The organism is Kitasatospora purpeofusca (assembly GCF_036010405.1).
GTDB lineage: Bacteria > Actinomycetota > Actinomycetes > Streptomycetales > Streptomycetaceae > Kitasatospora > Kitasatospora purpeofusca.
This window is the reverse complement of the sequence record NZ_CP108561.1, coordinates 6,610,502-6,628,061: the sequence shown is the minus strand read 5'-3', so window position 1 is coordinate 6,628,061 and position 17,560 is coordinate 6,610,502. Positions and strand designations below refer to the sequence as shown.

General features: G+C 74.2%; 14 protein-coding genes. 2 read left to right on the top strand and 12 right to left on the bottom strand.

What is annotated here, in order from left to right; all coding sequences use genetic code 11:
* Positions 1-25: 25 nt before the first annotated feature.
* The gene (locus OG715_RS28980) at positions 26-2,896 is read right to left on the bottom strand and encodes a bifunctional acetate--CoA ligase family protein/GNAT family N-acetyltransferase (protein WP_407661031.1); all 2,871 of its coding nucleotides are present in this window, start codon (positions 2,894-2,896) and stop codon (positions 26-28) included.
* A gap of 229 nt (positions 2,897-3,125) precedes the next feature.
* On the opposite strand from OG715_RS28980, the gene OG715_RS28975 reads away from it, so the two are divergent.
* Complete coding sequence (locus OG715_RS28975; RefSeq protein ID WP_030396570.1) at positions 3,126-3,407, top strand: HPr family phosphocarrier protein; 282 nt, start codon at positions 3,126-3,128, stop codon at positions 3,405-3,407.
* 87 nt (positions 3,408-3,494) lie between these two features.
* On the opposite strand, the gene OG715_RS28970 is transcribed toward OG715_RS28975, so the two are convergent.
* The 11 genes from OG715_RS28970 to OG715_RS28920 all read right to left on the bottom strand — a co-directional run bounded on the left by OG715_RS28970 (position 3,495) and on the right by OG715_RS28920 (position 16,393).
* The gene (locus OG715_RS28970) at positions 3,495-6,065 is read right to left on the bottom strand and encodes an ABC transporter permease (protein WP_266274330.1); all 2,571 of its coding nucleotides are present in this window, start codon (positions 6,063-6,065) and stop codon (positions 3,495-3,497) included.
* Positions 6,062-6,814 (bottom strand): ABC transporter ATP-binding protein, encoded by a 753-nt coding sequence (locus OG715_RS28965; RefSeq protein ID WP_266274708.1) that lies wholly within the window; start codon positions 6,812-6,814, stop codon positions 6,062-6,064. Before OG715_RS28965 ends, OG715_RS28970 begins: the two co-directional genes overlap by 4 nt.
* Before the next feature lie 38 nt (positions 6,815-6,852).
* Positions 6,853-7,254, bottom strand: a complete 402-nt coding sequence (locus OG715_RS28960) for an SHOCT domain-containing protein (protein ID WP_266274331.1) — start codon at positions 7,252-7,254, stop codon at positions 6,853-6,855.
* A gap of 184 nt (positions 7,255-7,438) precedes the next feature.
* Entirely contained in the window at positions 7,439-8,104 is a 666-nt protein-coding gene (locus tag OG715_RS28955; protein ID WP_266274332.1) for a response regulator, read from the bottom strand.
* Complete coding sequence (locus tag OG715_RS28950) at positions 8,101-9,324, bottom strand: sensor histidine kinase (RefSeq protein ID WP_266274333.1); 1,224 nt, start codon at positions 9,322-9,324, stop codon at positions 8,101-8,103. Before OG715_RS28950 ends, OG715_RS28955 begins: the two co-directional genes overlap by 4 nt.
* A 13-nt stretch (positions 9,325-9,337) precedes the next feature.
* Positions 9,338-10,018, bottom strand: coding sequence for a DUF2269 domain-containing protein (locus OG715_RS28945; RefSeq protein ID WP_266274334.1), 681 nt, complete (start codon positions 10,016-10,018; stop codon positions 9,338-9,340).
* A 290-nt stretch (positions 10,019-10,308) separates the two neighbouring features.
* Positions 10,309-10,947 (bottom strand): NAD(P)-dependent oxidoreductase, encoded by a 639-nt coding sequence (locus tag OG715_RS28940; protein WP_030396577.1) that lies wholly within the window; start codon positions 10,945-10,947, stop codon positions 10,309-10,311.
* A gap of 152 nt (positions 10,948-11,099) precedes the next feature.
* On the bottom strand, positions 11,100-11,729 hold the full coding sequence (locus OG715_RS28935; protein WP_266274335.1) for an NAD(P)-dependent oxidoreductase: 630 nt from the start codon (positions 11,727-11,729) through the stop codon (positions 11,100-11,102).
* Positions 11,730-11,804: 75 nt separating this feature from the next.
* Positions 11,805-13,439, bottom strand: a complete 1,635-nt coding sequence (locus tag OG715_RS28930; protein WP_266274336.1) for an outer membrane protein assembly factor BamB family protein — start codon at positions 13,437-13,439, stop codon at positions 11,805-11,807.
* Between the two features lie 31 nt (positions 13,440-13,470).
* Positions 13,471-14,445, bottom strand: a complete 975-nt coding sequence (locus tag OG715_RS28925; RefSeq protein ID WP_266274337.1) for an NAD(P)-dependent oxidoreductase — start codon at positions 14,443-14,445, stop codon at positions 13,471-13,473.
* A gap of 304 nt (positions 14,446-14,749) precedes the next feature.
* Positions 14,750-16,393, bottom strand: a complete 1,644-nt coding sequence (locus tag OG715_RS28920) for an MDR family MFS transporter (RefSeq protein ID WP_407661030.1) — start codon at positions 16,391-16,393, stop codon at positions 14,750-14,752.
* 217 nt (positions 16,394-16,610) lie between these two features.
* On the opposite strand from OG715_RS28920, the gene OG715_RS28915 reads away from it, so the two are divergent.
* Positions 16,611-17,486, top strand: coding sequence for an SDR family NAD(P)-dependent oxidoreductase (locus OG715_RS28915; protein WP_266274339.1), 876 nt, complete (start codon positions 16,611-16,613; stop codon positions 17,484-17,486).
* Positions 17,487-17,560 lie beyond the last annotated feature (74 nt).

The window sequence follows — 17,560 nt, the reverse complement described above, 5'->3', positions numbered from 1 at the left end:
CGGGTCCGGACGCAACCAAGGAAGGTTACAGCGTGCTCATGGCGCGCGGGCCCAGATCACTGCGGACGGGCAGGGGCGCGATGCGTACGCGCGCCCCCAGGATCGCCAGTCCGTGCGGGGCGACGACCACCGGTTCGAGGTCCACCGAGGCGACCTCGGGCAGGTCGTCCACCAGTCGGGACACCCGTAGCAGCAGTTCCTCCAGGGCGTCGGTGTCGACCGCCTCGGCGCCCCGCCAGCCGAACAGCAGTGGGGCCGCCCTGACCTCGCGGACGAGCGAGGCGACGTCCTGGTCGGTGGCCGGAACCAGTCGGTGGGCGACGTCGCCCAGCAGTTCGGCGGGGGCGCCGGCCAGACCGAAGGAGAGGATGGCGCCGACCGCCGGGTCGACGGTGGCGCCGATCACGGTGTCCACGCCGCGGGGGGCGAGCCGCTGGACCACCAGCGCGGCCTGGGCGGCGCCGCCGAGCAGTTCGTCCAGCTCGCGGTGCGCGTGGCGCAGTCCGGCCTCGCCGGTCAGGTCGAGCCGGACGCTGCCGAGGTCGGGGCGGTGGCGCAGATGCGGGGCGGTGGCCTTGAGCGCGACCGGATAGCCGAGGGTCGCGGCGGCCCGCACCGCGCTCTCCTCGTCCGGGGCGGGCAGGGTCGGCGAGACGTCGATGCCGTAGCGGCCGAGCAGGGCCGCCGCCTCGGGGTCGGGCAGGGTGATCCGCGCCCCGCCGGGCTGGGTGCGGGCGGCGACCGCGGGGCGGGTGGAGAGCGCGGCGTCGACCAGGGCGCGGGCGCCCGTCTCGTCGATCCGGTCGAGTTCGGGGACCCTGGCGGTCTCCTCGGCCTCGGCCATCCGGCGGCGCCAGTCGGCGTAGTGGACGGCGTGCGCGAGGGCCCGGACCGCCCGCTCGGGGGCGGGGTAGGCGGGGATGCCGCCGGGGCGCAGCCGGTCCGGCAGGTCGGTGAGGGCCAGGTGGGCGAGGAGCAGCGGTTTGCCGGCGGCCCGGGCGCGCTCGCCGGCGGCGAGCAGGGCGGCGGCGATCTCAGGGTCGTCGGAGCCCGGCTCCGGTTCGTCGGGGCCGGTGGGGCGGCCGACCGGGCGGGGGCCCCAGGACTGGCTGCCGATCGGCGGGATGGCGACGGCGATCACCGCGTCCACCCCGGGGTCGGTCAGCGCGGTGTCCAGGGCGATCCGGAAGTTCTCGCCGGTGGCGGCGGTGGTGAGGTCGACCGGGGTGCGCGGGCGCAGGCCGGCGGAGAGGCAGGCGTCGTGGGTGAGCAGCCCCAGGGAGTCGGAGTTGCCGACCACCGCGACCCGGTCGCCGGGCGGCAGCGGCTGGTGGGCGAGCAGGTCGCCGGTGTCGTACAGCTCGGTGATGGTCTCCACCCGGGTGACGCCGGCCTGCTGGAATAGGGCGTCGACGGTGGCGTCCCGCAGGCCGCTGGCGGTGGCCGGGACGGCGTGGCCGGGCGGCAGGCTGCCGGTGTGGCGGGCGCCCTTGACCACGACCACCGGCTTGGCCTGGGCGAGGCGGCGGGCGATCCGGGTGAACTTGCGGGGGTTGCCGAAGGACTCCAGGTAGAGCAGGACGACCTCGGTGGCCGGGTCCTCGGCCCAGTACTGGAGGAAGTCGTTGCCGGACACGTCGGCGCGGTTGCCGACCGAGGCGAAGGAGGAGACCCCGAGGCCGCGCCGGTGGCCGGCCTCCAGCAGGGCGACGCCGATCGCGCCGGACTGGCAGAAGACGCCGAAGGCGCCCCGGGCGGGCAGCACCGGGGCGAGCGAGGCGTTCAGCGGGTGCTCCGGGTCGGTGGAGATCAGGCCGAAGGCGTTGGGGCCGATCACCCGCATGCCGGCCGCCCGGGCCTGGCGGACCAGGGCGCGCTGGCGGTCGCGGCCCTCGGGGCCGGTCTCGGCGTAGCCGGCGGTGACCACCACCAGTCCCTGGACGCCGTGCGCGCCGCACTCGGCGACCGCCTGGGGCACGGCGGAGGCGGGCACCGCGATCACCGCGAGGTCGACCGGGCCGGGGATCTCCAGGACCGAGCGGTGCACCGGGAGGCCGTCGAGCTCGGTGCCGGGCGGGGCGTTGCGGTTCACCGCGTAGACCGGGCGGTCGGCGGCGGCGAAGCCGGTGAGCAGGTCGCGCAGCAGGGTCCGGCCGACGGTCTGCGGGGTGCGGGAGGCTCCGATCACGGCGACCGAGCGCGGGGTGAGCAGCCGCTGCACGGAGCGGGCCTCGGCGCGGTGCTCGCGGGCCCGCATGACGGCGAGCGAGGCGGCGGTGGGTTCGAGGTCGAACTCCAGGTGGACCACGCCGTCGGCGAAGCTGCGGCGCTGGACGTAGCCGGCGTCGGTGAAGACCTTCACCATCTTGCGGTTCTCCGGCAGCACCTCGGCCTGGAAGCGGCGGATGCCGCGTTCCTGGGCGACCGCGGCGATGTGCTCCAGCAGGGCGGAGGCGACGCCCCGGCCCTGGTGGGCGTCCTGGACCAGGAAGGCGACCTCGGCGTCGGTACCGGTCTCCGAGGGGCGGCCGTCGGCATCGATCCGGTCGTAGCGGACGGTGGCGATGAAGCGGTCGCGGACGACGACGGCGAGGCCGACCCGGTGGACGAAGTCGTGGTGGGTGAAGCGCCGGACGTCCTTGTCGGAGAGCCGGGGGTAGGGCGCGAAGAAGCGGAAGTACTTGGACTGGTCCGACACCTGTTCGTAGAACTCGACCAGACGGCCCGCGTCCGCCGGGGTGATCGGACGGATCCGGGCCGTGCCGCCGTCGCGCAGCAGGACGTCGGCCTCCCAGTGCTGGGGGTAGTCCGGGCCGGTCGGGCCGTGGTCCTGGCGGGCCGCCGTCCGGGCCGGCCTCGGGTCCTGCTCGGGGTGCGGTGAAGCGGAGTCGTCCACGATCGTCAGGTTATCCGGCGGCGGGCCGAATGGCGCCGGGCGTGCGTTGGCGGCAGGGTGGGCAGGGCCTCTGAACGGGGATTATGCGCCGTTTATGGCTCTCAAAGAAACAATCACAAGTCCCGAACGCGGCGGCTCGCAGGGGTCGGCTGCATGCAACACTGGTCTAGACAACATGGCCGTTCCCCCCATCGCGGCCATGACCAGCTTCACCGGAAAGGCACGTCTCATGGCCGAGCGCCGCGTCACCATCGGTTGGGCCGAGGGCCTGCACGCCCGTCCCGCCTCCGTCTTCGTCAAGGCCGTCGCGGCCACCGGCGTGCCGATCACCATCACCAAGCCGGGCGGCAACCCGGTCAACGCCGGCTCCATGCTCGGCCTGCTCGCGCTCGGCGCGCAGGGCGGCGACGAGGTCGTGCTGGCCTCCGACGCCGAGGGCGCCGACGAGGCCCTGGACCGCCTGGCCGCGCTGGTCCAGCAGGGCCTGGACGAGCTGCCCGCCGCGGCCTGAGTCCCGCACCGCGCACACGTCCGGAGCCCGGGCCCCGTTGGTCGGGGGGCCCGGGCTCCGGTGTGCGCGGCCTCGCCGCGGCGGCCGTCAGCCCGCCGCGATCGCCCGCAGGATGTCCAGCCGGGCCGCCCGGCGGGCCGGCCGCAACCCGGCCACCGCCCCCGCCACCAGACCGGCCACCAGCACCACGGACAGCTGGAGCGGCGGGACGGCGAAACTGCCCGTCCCCTCGGTGTCCGCCGCCCGGACCAGCGCCCAGCCCAGGAAAGCCCCCAGGCCCAGGCCGCCGATCGTGCCGAACATCGCCACCAGCACCGACTCCCAGCGCACCATCGCGCGCAACTGGCTTCGGGTCTGGCCGACCGCGCGCAGCAGGCCCAGCTCCCTGGTCCGCTCGTGCACCGCCAGGGTCAGCGTGTTGGCGATCCCCAGCAGCGCGATCAGCACCGCGAGCGCCAGCAGCGCGTAGACCACCGAGAGCATGATGTCGACCACCGAGGCCGCGCTCTTCGCGTACTCCGACCGGGTCTGCACCTTCGGGTCGCCGAACGGCGCCGCCGCCGCCGTCACCGCCGCCTTGCCGGCCGACAGCGAGACCCCGTCCTTCAGCGCGACCGCCACCAGCGAGTCGGCGTCCTGCCCCTTGTGCGGGGCCCACGCCTCCCGGGTGACCAGGTAGTCGCCCGCCAGCTCACTGCCCTGGTACAGCGCCTTCACCGTGAACGGCGCCTCGGCACCGTCGCTGAACCGCACCGGCACGGTCGTGCCGACCTGCCAGCCCTGCTTCTCCGCCTCCGTCCTGGACACCGCCAGACCGTCGGTGCCCAGCTGGAGCGAACCGTCCACCCGCCCGAGGTCCACGATGCCCGCCAGCCGGGTCGGGTCGGTGACGTCCAGGGTCCGGCCGTGGCCGTCCACCCGCGCCACACCCCGGCCCAGGCCCACGCTCTGCCGCACCTCCGGCAGACCGGCCACCGCGTCCGCCAGCTTCGGGCTGAGCGCACCGGCCCGGAAGCCGCCGGTGGAGATCGCGAGATCCCCGGCGAAGGTCCGGCTCACCGTGTCGTCCATGGTCGCCTTGATCGACGCGCCGAAGACGGTGAACAGCGAGACCACCGTGACCCCGACCATCAGCGCGCTGGCCGTCGCGGCCGTCCGCTTCGGATTGCGGGTCGCGTTGCGCTGCGCCAGCACGCCCGGCATCCCGCGCAGCCTCGGCAGCGGCGCACCCAGCAGCCGCACCACGAAGGTCGCGAACACCGGGCCGAGCACCACCACGCCGAGCAGCGTCGCCACCGCCCCGCCCGCGGTCAGCCCCACCGAGGGGCCGTTCGTCGCGCCGACCACCGTGGCGGCCGCGCCGGCCGCGATCAGCAGCGCACCGGCGGTCCAGCGGATCCGGCCGGCCCGGCCGTCGGCAGCGCCGTCCACGGCCACCGCCCGCATCGCGGCCAGCGGCGCCGTCCGGCCCGCCCGCACGGCCGGCGCGACCGCCGAGCCGACCGCCGTGACCGTGCCCACCAGCAGTGGCAGGGCCACCGAGACCACGCTGATCACCAGGCTGCCGGTCGGCAGGCTGAAGCCGATCACCTTGAACAGCGACTTCAGCCCGGCCGCGATCCCGATCCCGCCGAGCACTCCGGCCACCGAGGCCGCCAGCCCGACCACCACCGCCTCCGCCAGGGTCGCCCCCAGCACCTGGCCGCGGGCCGCGCCCAGCGCCCGGAGCAGCGCGTTCTCCCTGGTGCGCTGCGCCACCACGATGGCGAAGGTGTTGTGGATGGTGAAGGTCGCCACCAGCAGCGCGATGCCCGCGAAGACCAGCAGCAGGGTGGTGAACATGGTCAGGAAGCGGCTGGACACCTGCGCGGTGGCCTCCTCCGAGACCTTCGTCCCGGTCACCGCCTCCAGCCCGGCCGGCAGCTTCGCCGTCAGCGCCGTCACCAGCTCCTGCTGGGAGACGCCGCCCGAGGCCCGGAACTGGATCGAGGTGGCCTGGCCCTGCCCCTTCGGGGTCAGGTAGCGCTCGGCGTCCGCGAGGGTCAGCCCGGTGTAGGTGTTCTGGCCCATGCCGTCGGCCGAGGCGCCGAAGGTCGCGATGCCGACGATCGTCACCGACACCGGATCGGGGGCGCGCAGAATGGTCGTGTCGCCGATCTTCAGCTCACCGGCCTTGGCCGCGCCCCGGTTGATCACCGCCTCCCCCGGCTGCTGCGGCGCCCGGCCCTCGGCCAGCCGGTACGGGTTGAGCCCGCTGTCCGGCTGCCAGTAACCGGCCAGCGTGGGCGGACCCTGGCCGCCCACCGCCTTGCCGTTCTTGCCGATCAGCTGGCCGGAGCCCTGGATGGCCGGCTCGGCCGCCGCGACCCCGGGCACCTGGCGCAGCTGGTCCGCCAGCGCGAGGTCCACCGGGGCGCGGACGCCGCCGAAGGTGTTCTCGGTGTCCATCACGTCGGCGCTGCGCACCACCGCGTCGGTGCCCCGGTTGGCATCGGCGAACAGGGTGTCGAAGCTGCCGCGCAGGGTGTCGCCGAGCACCAGGGTGCCGGTCAGGAAGCTCACCCCGAGCAGGATCGCGGTGAACGTCCCGGCCAGCCGGCGCTTGTGCGCGGCCAGCGAGCGCAGACTGATCCGAAGGGTGGCGGTGGTGCTGCTCATGACCGGCCGCCTCCCCGGCCTGCCGCGGGGGCACGGTCGAAGTCCTTCATCCGGTCCAGCACCCCGGCCGGGGTGGGCCGCTCCATCCGGTCCACCAGCCGGCCGTCGGCGAGGAACAGCACCTCGTCCGCGTAACCGGCGGCGGTCGGGTCGTGGGTGACCATGACCACCGTCTGGCCCATCTCGTCCACCGCGCGGCGCATCAGCTCCAGCACCTCGGCGCCGGTCCGGGAGTCCAGGTTGCCGGTCGGCTCGTCCGCGAAGACCACCTCCGGACGGCCGGCCAGCGCCCGGGCCAGCGCGACCCGCTGCTGCTGGCCGCCGGACAGCTCGGTCGGCCGGTGCTCCAGCCGGTCCCGCAGGCCGACCGCGTCGATCAGGGTCTCCACCCACTCCCGGTCCACCTCGCCGCCGGCCAGGTCGACCGGCAGCGTGATGTTCTCCCGGGCGGTCAGCACCGGAACCAGGTTGAAGGACTGGAAGACGAAGCCGATCCGCTCCCGGCGCAGCAGGGTCAGCCTGCGGTCGTTGAGGTTCTCCAGCTCGGTGTCACCGATCATCGCGGTGCCGGCGGTCAGCCGGTCCAGCCCGGCCGCGCAGTGCAGCAGGGTGGACTTTCCGGAGCCGGACGGGCCCATGATCGCGGTGAGCCGGCCGGCCGGGAATCCGACGGTCACGTGGTCCAGGGCGCGCACCTCGGTGCGTCCGATGCCGTAGACCTTGACCGCGTCGGCCACCCGGGCGGCCATCCGCTCGGTTTCGACCAGTTCGAGGACCGGGACGGTGGTCACTTGGTACCGCCCTGACCCGGCTTGGTGTCGTCCGGGCCCTGGAAGTGCTCCAGCAGGGTGTCCCGGCGGGTGCGGTACTCCTCCTCGGTCAGCTCACCGTCGGCGTACCGGCGGGCCAGGCTCGCCAGCGGGGCCTCGGTGCCGCCGCCGCCCCACGGGCCGCCGCGCCAGCCAGGACCGCCGCCGCCCCAGGGGCCGCCCCACTGACCGCCGGCCCACGGCGGGCCCCACGGCCCGCGCCGGGCGAAGCCGCGGCGGCGGAAGACGGTGAACACGGTGACCAGGACGATCAGCCAGAACAGCGGGAAGAGCAGGAACCACGGACCGGGGCCGCCCCCGTTCCACGGGCCCCAGCCCTCCCGGCAATAAGCGTCGGCGAGCAGTGCGGTGCTCTGCATGTCGGTCAACTCCTCGGTGTGCCCCGCATGTTCGGACGGGGGCCGCGCCGCCCCGGACGGTCTCCGAGGCCACCAGAAGCTTCTCGCCGGAGGGGGGTCCGCCGCGTCCTCCGGGGAGCGGCACCTCGGGTACGACACCGGGAGTACGCCCCGGGGCCCGGGCTGCTCCCGGGCCGGCCGGTCCCTAGAGCCAGCCGGGGCGGACCAGGCCGGACTCGTAGGCGAGGACGACCAGCTGGGCGCGGTCGCGGACGCCGAGCTTCACCATGGCGCGGCTGACGTGGGTCTTCGCGGTGAGCGGGCTGACCACCAGGCGGCGGGCGATGTCGTCGTTGCTCAGGCCCATGCCGACCAGGGTGAGCACCTCGCGCTCCCGGTCGGTGAGCGCGTCCAGCAGCTGCCCGCCCGCGGAGGGCTCCCGGGAGCGGCTGGCGAACTCGTCGATCACCCGGCGGGTCACGCCCGGGGAGAGCAGGGAGTCGCCGACCGCGGCGACCCGGACGGCGCGCAGCAGGTCGGCCGGTTCGGTGTCCTTGGCGAGGAAGCCGGCCGCGCCCAGCCGCAGCGCCTCGAAGATGTACTCGTCCATCTCGAAGGTGGTCAGCACCACCACCCGGACGGCGGAGAGCTCGGGGCGGGAGCAGATCTGCCGGGTCGCCTCCAGGCCGTCGGTGCCGGGCATCCGGATGTCCATCAGCACGACGTCCGGCCGCAGCTCCTCCACCAGCCGGACGGCCGCCCCGCCGTCGTCCGCCTCGCCGACCACCTCGATGTCGGGCTGGGCGTCGAGCAGGGCCCGGAAGCCCGCCCGGACCAGGACCTGGTCGTCCGCCAGCAGTACTCGGATCATCCCGTCCGCTTCCCCTCGCTCGCCGTGCCCGACCCCGCGGGGTCGGGCAGCCAGGCCCGGACCCGGAAGCCGCCGCCGTGCGGACCGGTGGTCAGCTCGCCCGCGAAGGCCGCGGCCCGCTCGCGCATGCCGATCAGGCCGTTGCCGGAGCCGCCGCCGTCGCCACCCGCGGCCGGGCCCGGATCGTCCACCCGGAGCAGCAGCCCCGCCGGGGAGGACCAGTCCATCAGAACCGTGGCGCTCCGCGCGGCCGAATGGCGGATGACGTTGGTGAGCGCCTCCTGGACGATCCGGAACGCGGCCAGCTCCACCTGGGCGGGGAGCGGCCGGACGGTTCCCACCGTGTCGACCGTGACGGTGAGCCCGGCGTGGCCGGCCTGGGTCACGAGTTCGGGCAGCCGGGCGAGGCCGGGCGCGGGGGTGCGGGGGGCCTGGCCGTCCGGGCCGCGCAGGGTGCCGAGCACCTGGCGGACCTCGCCGAGCGCCTCCTTGCTGGTCGCCTTGATGACGGTCAGCGCGGCCCGCACCTGGTCCGGGTGCTCGTCGATGAGCTCCAGGGCCACCCCGGCCTGGAGGTGGATCACCGAGATGGAGTGGGCCAGGATGTCGTGGAGTTCGCGGGCCATCCGCAGCCGCTCCTCGGCGGCGCGGTTCTCCTCGGCCTGCCGCCGGGCCAGCCGGCGGGTGGCGAGCTGTTCGCCGCGCGAGCGCATGATCTCGGCGCCGGCCAGGATCAGCAGCAGCCAGGCCGCCGCCCCGGCCTCCTGCCACCAGCTCGGGCCCGGTCCGGGGGCGCGCTGCCAGTCGTGCGGCAGCAGGTGGGAGCTGGCCAGGTGGACCAGGTAGCCGCCGCCGAGGGAGATCCAGGCCCACCGGCGGCGGCCCCGGGCGAGCGCGCCGTAGACGGCGACGGCGAGGCTGAAGAACACCGGGCCGTACGGGTAGCCGGCCAGCAGGTAGCCGATGGTGACGGCGGTGACGCCGGCCACCACCGGGCCGGGGTAGCGGTCGCGCAGCAGCAGCAGGGCGGGCCCGAGCAGCAGCAGCGCGTAGCCGACCGCGTCGAGCGCGGCCCGGTCGGTCTGCTGGCGGGCGGCGGCGGTGGAGCCGACGACCTGCACCAGGACCACCAGGAGGGCGGAGAGCCTGGTCCAGGAGGGTCTGGTCCACGGCGGTCCGGGATAGGGATCGTGGCCTGCGCTCACGTGGTCGGTGCTCATGAACGGGTAACGGTCACCGCCCCGGCGCCGCGCCCGCGGCCCGGTCGATGCGCGCGGCGCGGGCCTCGGCGGCCAGGCGCTTCCCCCGCTTGGTCATGCCCCAGGGCTTGACCACGGAGAGCACGGTGGCGGTCAGGTAGATGGTCAGGGCCACCGAGGGGGCGATCACCAGCACGTGCGGGGCGCGGCCGTCCGGCGGGACGGTGCCCGCCGCGACCTGGCCCGCCGCGTCGTGGATGAAGGCGCGCAGGGCGAAGATCGAGGCCAGGGTGGCGGCCAGGGTGAGCCAGAACTTGGTGGCGACCCAGCGGTAGCGCAGCAGGCCCCAGGTGGTGCCGAGGGACAGCAGCACGCCGGAGAGCAGCGACAGCAGGCTGATCGGGATCAGCAGCCAGTCGGCGAAGATCTCCTGCGCCAGGTAGGCGGCGCGCACGGTGTCCGGGTTGTCGGAGAAGCGGCCGGCGATGCCGAGCGCGAGCACACCGGCGGTCAGGCCGAGCCAGCCGACCGAGCAGGCGACGTGCACGGTCAGCCAGACCCGGCGGGCGTGCTTGGGCAGGCGCAGGCGCCCGGCGAGGCCGGCCGGGGGCTCCGGCCGGTCGGCGGCGCGGTCGGCGCGGCCGGCCGGGGTCCCGGCGGGGGCCGTCGGGGCCTCGGGGGTGTCGGCGGCGGGCGGACCAGGAGGTGTGGGCATCGGCTTGTGCTCCGGAGGGCGAGGGGCGACGCGGGCCACGGGCCGGCGGCCACCGGGTGGATGGTGTACGGCCGCCGGCCCATGGCTTGGGTGATCCACGGGATCACCTACTACTCTGCCCGGCCGGGGTGGGCGGGGCATCGCACGGCGGGAGTAGCCGGCCGTACCGCTGGTTGAGTACGGGCGGCGCGGCGCGCGGGCGCCCGACGGCCGGGATCGTTCGGCGCACGGGCGACGAGCGGACTGGGCACAGGCTGCGGGCGGGCGGCGGGCGGGCGGCGGAGGGACGGTCAGTAGGCGATCTCCACGACCTCGCGCCGTGCGGCCGGCTCCTGGAGCGCGGCGAGCAGGTAGTGCGCGAGGTCGGCGCGGGATATCGACCACGCCCCGGGCAGCCGGCGGCCGACCGCCGTGCGGTAGCGGCCCCGGGCCCGGCCGCCGGTGAGCCGGGCGGCCCGGACCAGGGTCCAGTCCAGCTCGGTGTCCTCCAGCAGGAACCGCTCCATTCGCGCCATGTCGGCGTACGGCCGGCGGAGCATCGGGTGCAGCACCCAGGAGGTGAGGGCCCGTTGGAACGGGGCGGCGCGCCAGGGCACCGGGCTCATGCTGGTGGTGGAGACGCACACGACCCGGGAGACGCCGGTGGCGCGCATCGCCTTGAGGATGTGGTCGGTACCGGCCGAGTAGACGGTGGTGGCGGCCCGGCTGTAGCCGATGCCGAGCGCGGAGACCACCGCGTCCGCGCCCTCGACGGCGCGGGCCACCGCGTCCGGGTCGAGGACGTCACCCTGCCGGATGGTGCTGGGACGGGCGTCGGCCAGGGCCAGCGGGTCGCGGGCGAAGGCGACGGTGGAGTGCCCGGCCTCGGCGGCCAGCTCCAGGAAGTGGCGGCCGGTGCCACCGGTCGCGCCGAAGACGACGATGTTCACGGTGCGTTTCCCCCTCGATCGGCCTTGGACGGCCTCGGACGGCCTCGATCAGCCCCGGTGGGCCCCGGCGGCGGGTGGCCCGCCGGGGGCCGGCGCGCGGCCGGCCCGCGCCGCGGACGTGCCGCGGGCGGGCCGGCCCCCGCCGGGGGTCATCAGTTGGCCACCTCGACGCGTCGGCCGTAGGTGGCCGTGTCATCCAGATGGGTGACGATGTAGTCGGCGACGTTCGCCCGCGCGATGCGCGACGCCTTCGCGATGTGGCCGCCCACCACCGCCTGGTAGTTGGGGGTGGCCGGACCGTCGGTCAGCATCGGCACCCGGACGATCGTCCAGTCCAGCGGGCTGGCCTCGACCTCGTCCTCCATCCGGGCCAGGTCGAGGTGGATGTTCCGGTAGACCCGGTCCACCACGAACTCGGCGACGAAGCGCTGCATCGCCGGCAGGTGCTTGGTCTCCAGACCGGCCGAGGACATCGTGACCAGCCGGCGCACCCCGCCCGCCCGGGCGGCGGCGATGACGTTGCGCGCGCCCTCGGAGAACACCGTGGTCGTGGTGCGGGTGGTCACCCCCAGCGCGATCACGACGGCCTCCTTGCCGGCCAGCGGGCCGGTCAGCGACTCCACGTCGAACACGTCCGCGCGGACCTTGCTCAGCCGCTCGTGCTCGATCGGCAGCTTGGCCGGGTCGCGCAGCAGCGCGGTGACGCTGTGCTTGTTCTCCAGGGCCTTCTCGACGAGCAGCCGTCCGGTCCGACCGGCCGCGCCCACCACGACGATCTCCATAATTTCCTCCTTGCCGGGGCCGGCGGCAACTGGTTGCCGCCGGCCGTGAGTTGACCTTCGGTACGCCGACGGGTCCTACGGTAGGGAAAAGGCGAGCAGAACGCCGCCCGCATTGCTCGGGTACTGCGGGTAGTACGCGGCCTGGACGTAGAGCATGCCGTCCGCGACCACCGCGCCGCCGCCGCCGGAGAGCGCCGTGCCGTGGCCCGGCACGCCGTTGACCGTGGTGAAGTCGCGGACCACGTCGTACTGCCAGAGCACCGCGCCGGTGGTGGCCGAGAAGACGCGCATCTTGCCGTCGGCGCCGCCCTCGTAGACCAGGCCGCGGGTGGCGGTCACGGCGGGGGTGAAGGCCCGCTGGCACAGCTCGGGGTTGGCGGCCGCGCCGCCCCACTGGCAGCCGTCGGCCGGGCTCTCCTTCTGCCAGAGGATCGCCCCGGTCGCCGGGTCGAGCGCGTACAGGGTGCCCGGGTTCGCGAACCAGGTGGCGACATAGAGCCGGGTGCCGTCGTAGCTGGTGCCCCACTGGATGCCGGAGCTGCCGCCCTTGGTGTTGGGATCGGCGACCACCGCGCGGTCCCAGACCTTGGCACCGGTCAGCGCGTCGTAGACGTGGTAGATGCCGTTCTTCTGGCCGATGCCGATCACCCGGCGGTTGCCGATGCTGAAGACGTTGGCGCTGGCGCCGAAGTCCCAGTCGTGGTCGGTGCCGTTGGCCTTGCTGGGGCAGTAGGCGTCGGCGCCGGGGATGCCGCAGGCGACGGTGAAGGTGTCCGGGAAGACCTCCTGGGACCGCCAGCGGACGTTGCCGTTGCGGGCGTCCAGGGCGAGCACCGAGTCGGTGTCGCCGGCCGCGCCGGTGTAGTTCTGGCCGGTGCCGACGTAGATGGTGCCGGTCTCCCGGTCGACCACCGGGGAGCTCCACACGGCGACGCCGGAGGGCTCGTAGCGGGCCGCGCCGTTCGGCCAGGTGCCGACCTGCTGCGGCTGCGGGGTGGTCCAGTGCCGCCAGCTCAGCTGTCCGGTGTACGCGTTGACGGCGACCACCGAGCCGCGGAACGTGCAGCACGGGTAGGTCAGGTCGAAGGTGGCACCGGACTCCTTGCTGGACACACCCACGTAGACCTGGCCGTTGTAGACCAGCGGCGAGCTGGTGATCTGGGCCTGCGGGTGGGCGTCCAGCTTCAGCGACCAGCGCAGGGCGCCGGTGCGGCGGTCGAGCGCGTACAGGTAGCCGCGGTTGTCACCGAAGTAGACGGTGTTGCCCTCGACGGCCGGGCTGCTGCGGACCGGGTCCGGGTTGGTGGCCGAGTGGGCGCCGGCCACCGGGGCGACGTCGAAGGTCCAGCGCGCCGCGCCGGTCCTGGCGTCCAGGGCGTGGAAGGTGCCCTCGGCACCGCCGACGTAGAGGGTTCCGTCCACCACGGCGGGCTGGCTGCCGAGGTAGACGCCCTGGACCTTCTCGTGGCCGAAGGCCCACTTGAGGCCGAGGTTGCCGACGGTGGCCGGGGTGATCCGGCTCTCCTGGCCGTTGAACCGGCTGCCGGCCTGGTCGAACTGCCAGCTGCTCCAGCTCGCCGGGGGGCGGGGGCGGGACTCGGTGTCCTCGGCGCCCGCGCCATTGGTGGCGGCGAGCAGGACGAGGGCGGTCAACAGGGCGACCAGGGCGGTGCCGAAACCGGCCGCCCGGGGCCGTCTTGGCTGGGACACGTGGATCAACTCCTCGGTGAGGGCGAGTGGTTCACGTACGGTCCGGGGTGCCGGGAAGCCCGGCGGCGACCTCCGCGTGGGAGAGCACGGCGGCGCAGTCGAGCTCGCCGAGGCCCGCCTCGGCGGCGGCGACGAGGGTTTCGTGGGTGGCGTCGCAGACCGGGGTCGCGACACCCAGGCGGCCCGCCTCGGCGGTGGCCAGCCGGAGGTCCTTGCGCATCAGGTCGAGCCGGAACTGCGGCTCGCCGTAGGCCCGGCGGCGCATCACGCCGGCCTTGTACTTCATCACGGGCGAGCTGAAGCCGCTCTCGCTGATCATCGAGAGGGCCAGCTCGCGGTCGATGCCGGCCCGCTGGGCCAGCGTCACCGACTCGGCGAGCACCTGCATCTCGACGCCCATCAGCACGTTGAGCATCACCTTGGCGGTGGCGCCGAGGCCGCTCGGGCCGAGGTGGCGGATCTCCTTGGCGAGCGGCTCCAGCACGGCGCTCAGCCGCTCGAAGGTCTCGGCGGAGCCGCCGACCATGAAACGCAGTTCGCCGTCCTTGGCGTGCTGGCCGTTGCCGATGATGCAGGCGTCCACCGCGCTGCGGCCGCGACCGGCGACGCGCTCGGCCACCGACCGGGCGAAGTCCGGGGAGACGGTGCTGGTGTCCATCACGATGCCGTGGGCGGGCAGCGTCTCCAGCACCCCGCCGGCACCGAAGAGCTGCTCCTCGACGGCGGCCTCGGAGGCCAGGCTGAGCAGCACCACGTCCACCTGCGAGGCCAGTTCGGCCGCGGTGGCGGCGACCACGGCGCCGCGGGCGGCGAACGGGGCGGCGCGCTCGGGGGTGCGGTTGTGGACCACGATCCGGTGGCCCTGGTCGAGCAGGCGGGAGGCCATGCCACCGCCCATGACGCCGAGACCGATGACACCGATCCTGGTCGCCGGGGGTATGCCGGGGGCGGCGGCGGGCGGGAGGTCCCGGGAGAGTGCACGCCGCCGGCTGGGTATGTCGGCCATGGAGTCGACCCGCTTCCTGGTGGGCTGGTCGCGCCGGTACTCCCGGCGCTCGGAGTGCGGCGGGGAAGGCCGTGCCAGACACCCCGCCCCACCGCGGCCGGGGTGCCGACTGCCAGTCCAGCCTAGCGGGTGAACACTCACTCCGCGACGGCTTTCGGCGTCCGTTTCGAGCCGTATCCGAGGCTGACGTGCGATCAGTTCCGGCCCCGGACAAGCCTCCTCCCCCACCGCCGGGGGTAACGGTGGGGGAGGAGGGGCTGTCGGGGCGGACGCCGGTCGGTCGACCGGGGCGGAGCGGCGGCCGTCAGCCGGCCGCGGTCTCCGGCCGTCCGCCCGCGGGACCGGCGTGCCCGGGCTGACCGCCCTGGCCCGTCGGGGCACCCTGGCCCTGGCCGCCGCCCTGGCCGCCCTGACCCTGCCACTGGCCGCCACCGGGGCCGCCCTGGCCCTGGTGCTGGCCGCCGGGACCGCCGGGGCCACCCTGGCCGCCGGGACCCTTGCCGCCGGGCGCGCCCATCGGCGCCCGCATCGGACGCTCCTGGAGGAAGACCACGACCAGGGCACCGAGCAGCGCGATGACCATGCCGATCAGGTAGACCGTGTGCAGCGACTCGGCCAGCGCCGAGGCCACACCGTCGCGCACCTCGGGCGCCTGCGCCCGGACCTTGGCCGGCGAGGTCAGCAGACCGTCCGTGCCGAGCCGCGCCAGGGCCTCGGCCGGCACCTTCTTCGGCAGTTGGTCGCGCAGCTGGGCGTTGAGGACGGCACCGAAGACCGTCACACCCATAGCGCCACCGAGCGAGCGGAAGAAGTTCGCCGCAGCGGTCGCCACACCCAGCTGGCGCATCTCGACGGAGTTCTGCACCGCCGCGATGAGCACCTGGGTGACCAGACCGAAGCCGATACCGAAGACCGCCAGGAAACCGCCCGCGGCCACCTGGGAGGAGTCGGCCTTGAGGGTCGACATCAGGTACAGGCCGAGCGACATGATCAGCAGGCCCGCGATCGGGAACAGCTTGTACTTGCCGGTCGCCGCGACGACCTTGCCCGAGACGGTCAGGCTGACCACGGTCGCGATCATCAGCGGGACCAGCAGCAGCCCGGACTCGGTGGCGGTGTCCCCGTTGGCGACCTGGAGGAAGAGCGGGGTGTAGACGGTCGCCACGAAGAGCGAGATCGAGGCGAGGAAGAGGCCGATGGTGGCCACCAGGATGACCGGGTCCTTGAACAGCTCCAGCGGAACGACCGGCTCGCTGGCCCGCTTCTCCTGCCAGACGAAGCCGGCCAGCAGCACCGCGGCGAGCACCAGCAGGCCGATGATCTGGACCGAGCCCCACGAGTACTGGTCGCCGGCCCAGACCGAGACCAGCAGGATCGCGACGATGGCGGAGCTGAGCAGCGCCGAACCGAGGTAGTCGAGCTTCTTCTTCTGCTTGGTGACCGGCAGCTTCAGCACCGAGCTGACGACCACCAACGCGACCGCGCCGATCGGCAGGTTGATGTAGAAGATCCACGGCCAGGACAGGTGGTCGACGAAGGCGCCGCCGATCAGCGGGCCGACCACACCGGCGATCACGAAGCAGGACTGCGCGTAGCCCTGCCACTTGCCGCGCTCGCGGGGCGGGACGAGCTCGGCGATCAGGGCCATGGCCAGCGCCATCAGACCGCCGGCGCCCAGACCCTGGAGGGTGCGGAAGCCGATCAGCTGGCCGATGTTGGCGGAGAGACCGGACAGCGCCGAGCCGAGCAGGAAGATCGTGATCGCCGACTGGAACATCAGCTTGCGGCCGTAGAGGTCGCCCAGCTTGCCCCAGAGCGGCGTGGCCGCGGTGGCGGCCAGCATGTAGGCGGTGATGACCCAGGCCAGGTGGGTCACGCCGCCGAGGTCACCGGCGATGGTCGGCAGGGCCGTCGCCACGATCGTCTGGTCCAGAGCTGCCAGGAACATGGCAAGCACGAGGGCAGCAAAGATCGTCAAGAAGGTTTTACGTGGCACTTCCGGGGCGGGTGCAGCGTACGGGGCGCTCATTGGGTACTCCTTGAGAGGCGTCCGCCGGCTCGGAGACCTTGCTCCGAGCTTGAATTCGTATAGACTATACAATCAAAATTAGCCGTCAAGAGCCAACGTCAAGGGCGGCCGCGGCCGCCCGGAAGGGCAGCTAACGATGAGCCAACTCCAGGGGAAGATCGCGCTCGTGACCGGTTCTACCTCGGGCATGGGGGCCGCCGCCGCACTGGCGCTCGCCGCCGCCGGGGCGCACGTCGTGGTCTCCGGCCGCCGGGCCGAGCTGGGCAACGCCGTGGTGGAGCGGATCCGGGAGAAGGGCGGGCAGGCGGACTTCGTCGCCGCCGATGTCACCGTCGAGGATGACGTCGCCCGCCTGGTGAGTACCACGGTCGAGCGACACGGTCGCCTCGACATCGCCTTCAACAACGCCGGCGGCGGCGGGGCGTTCGGCCCGCTGGACCGGGTCCCGGCGGACGCCTTCGCCGCGGTGATCGCGGTCAACCTCGTCGGCACCTACCACTCGCTGAAGCACGAGATCGCCGCCATGCGGGCGAGCGGCGGCGGCAGCATCATCAACAACGCCTCCACCGCCGGCGTCCAGGGCACCGCCTTCGGCCTGGGCGCGTACACCGCGGCCAAGCACGGCGTGGTCGGCCTGACCCGGGCCACCGCGCTGGAGGCCGGTCCGGCGGGCATCCGGGTCAACGCGCTGATCACCGGCCCGGTCGACACCGAGGACTTCCGCCAGCGGGTCGGCGGCCAGCCGGGCGCGCTGGAGCGGGCCGGGGCGGCCACCGCCCTCGGGCGGATCGCGACCGAGGAGGAGATCGCCAACGCGGTGGTCTTCCTCGGCAGCGACGCGGCCGGCTTCGTCACCGGCTCGCTGTTCGGGCTGGACGGCGGCATGACGGCCGGCGTCACGGCCGGGACGATGGGGCGGCCCGGCGGCGGCCAGGGCGGTCCCGGTGCGCAGGGCGGCCAGGGTGCTCCGGGCCAGGGCGGGCCGGGTGCCGGGCGGCCCGGCGCGAACTGACCGGAACCGGACGCACCGGGGCCCGTTCCCACTCGTCCCATTGCCAGCAATCCACCCTCGGGCTATTTTTTCGA

Excerpts from the sequence above, each read along its gene's own strand:
- OG715_RS28915 (WP_266274339.1), top strand. The coding sequence starts at position 16,611 with ATGAGCCAACTCCAGGGGAAGATCGCGCTCGTGACCGGTTCTACCTCG.
- OG715_RS28950 (WP_266274333.1), bottom strand. The coding sequence starts at position 9,324 with ATGAGCACCGACCACGTGAGCGCAGGCCACGATCCCTATCCCGGACCG.
- OG715_RS28965 (WP_266274708.1), bottom strand. The coding sequence starts at position 6,814 with ATGGCCGCCCGGGTGGCCGACGCGGTCAAGGTCTACGGCATCGGACGC.
- OG715_RS28970 (WP_266274330.1), bottom strand. The coding sequence starts at position 6,065 with ATGAGCAGCACCACCGCCACCCTTCGGATCAGTCTGCGCTCGCTGGCC.
- OG715_RS28955 (WP_266274332.1), bottom strand. The coding sequence starts at position 8,104 with ATGATCCGAGTACTGCTGGCGGACGACCAGGTCCTGGTCCGGGCGGGC.
- OG715_RS28935 (WP_266274335.1), bottom strand. The coding sequence starts at position 11,729 with ATGGAGATCGTCGTGGTGGGCGCGGCCGGTCGGACCGGACGGCTGCTC.
- OG715_RS28925 (WP_266274337.1), bottom strand. The coding sequence starts at position 14,445 with ATGGCCGACATACCCAGCCGGCGGCGTGCACTCTCCCGGGACCTCCCG.
- OG715_RS28975 (WP_030396570.1), top strand. The coding sequence starts at position 3,126 with ATGGCCGAGCGCCGCGTCACCATCGGTTGGGCCGAGGGCCTGCACGCC.
- OG715_RS28920 (WP_407661030.1), bottom strand. The coding sequence starts at position 16,393 with ATGTTCCTGGCAGCTCTGGACCAGACGATCGTGGCGACGGCCCTGCCG.
- OG715_RS28960 (WP_266274331.1), bottom strand. The coding sequence starts at position 7,254 with ATGCAGAGCACCGCACTGCTCGCCGACGCTTATTGCCGGGAGGGCTGG.
- OG715_RS28945 (WP_266274334.1), bottom strand. The coding sequence starts at position 10,018 with ATGCCCACACCTCCTGGTCCGCCCGCCGCCGACACCCCCGAGGCCCCG.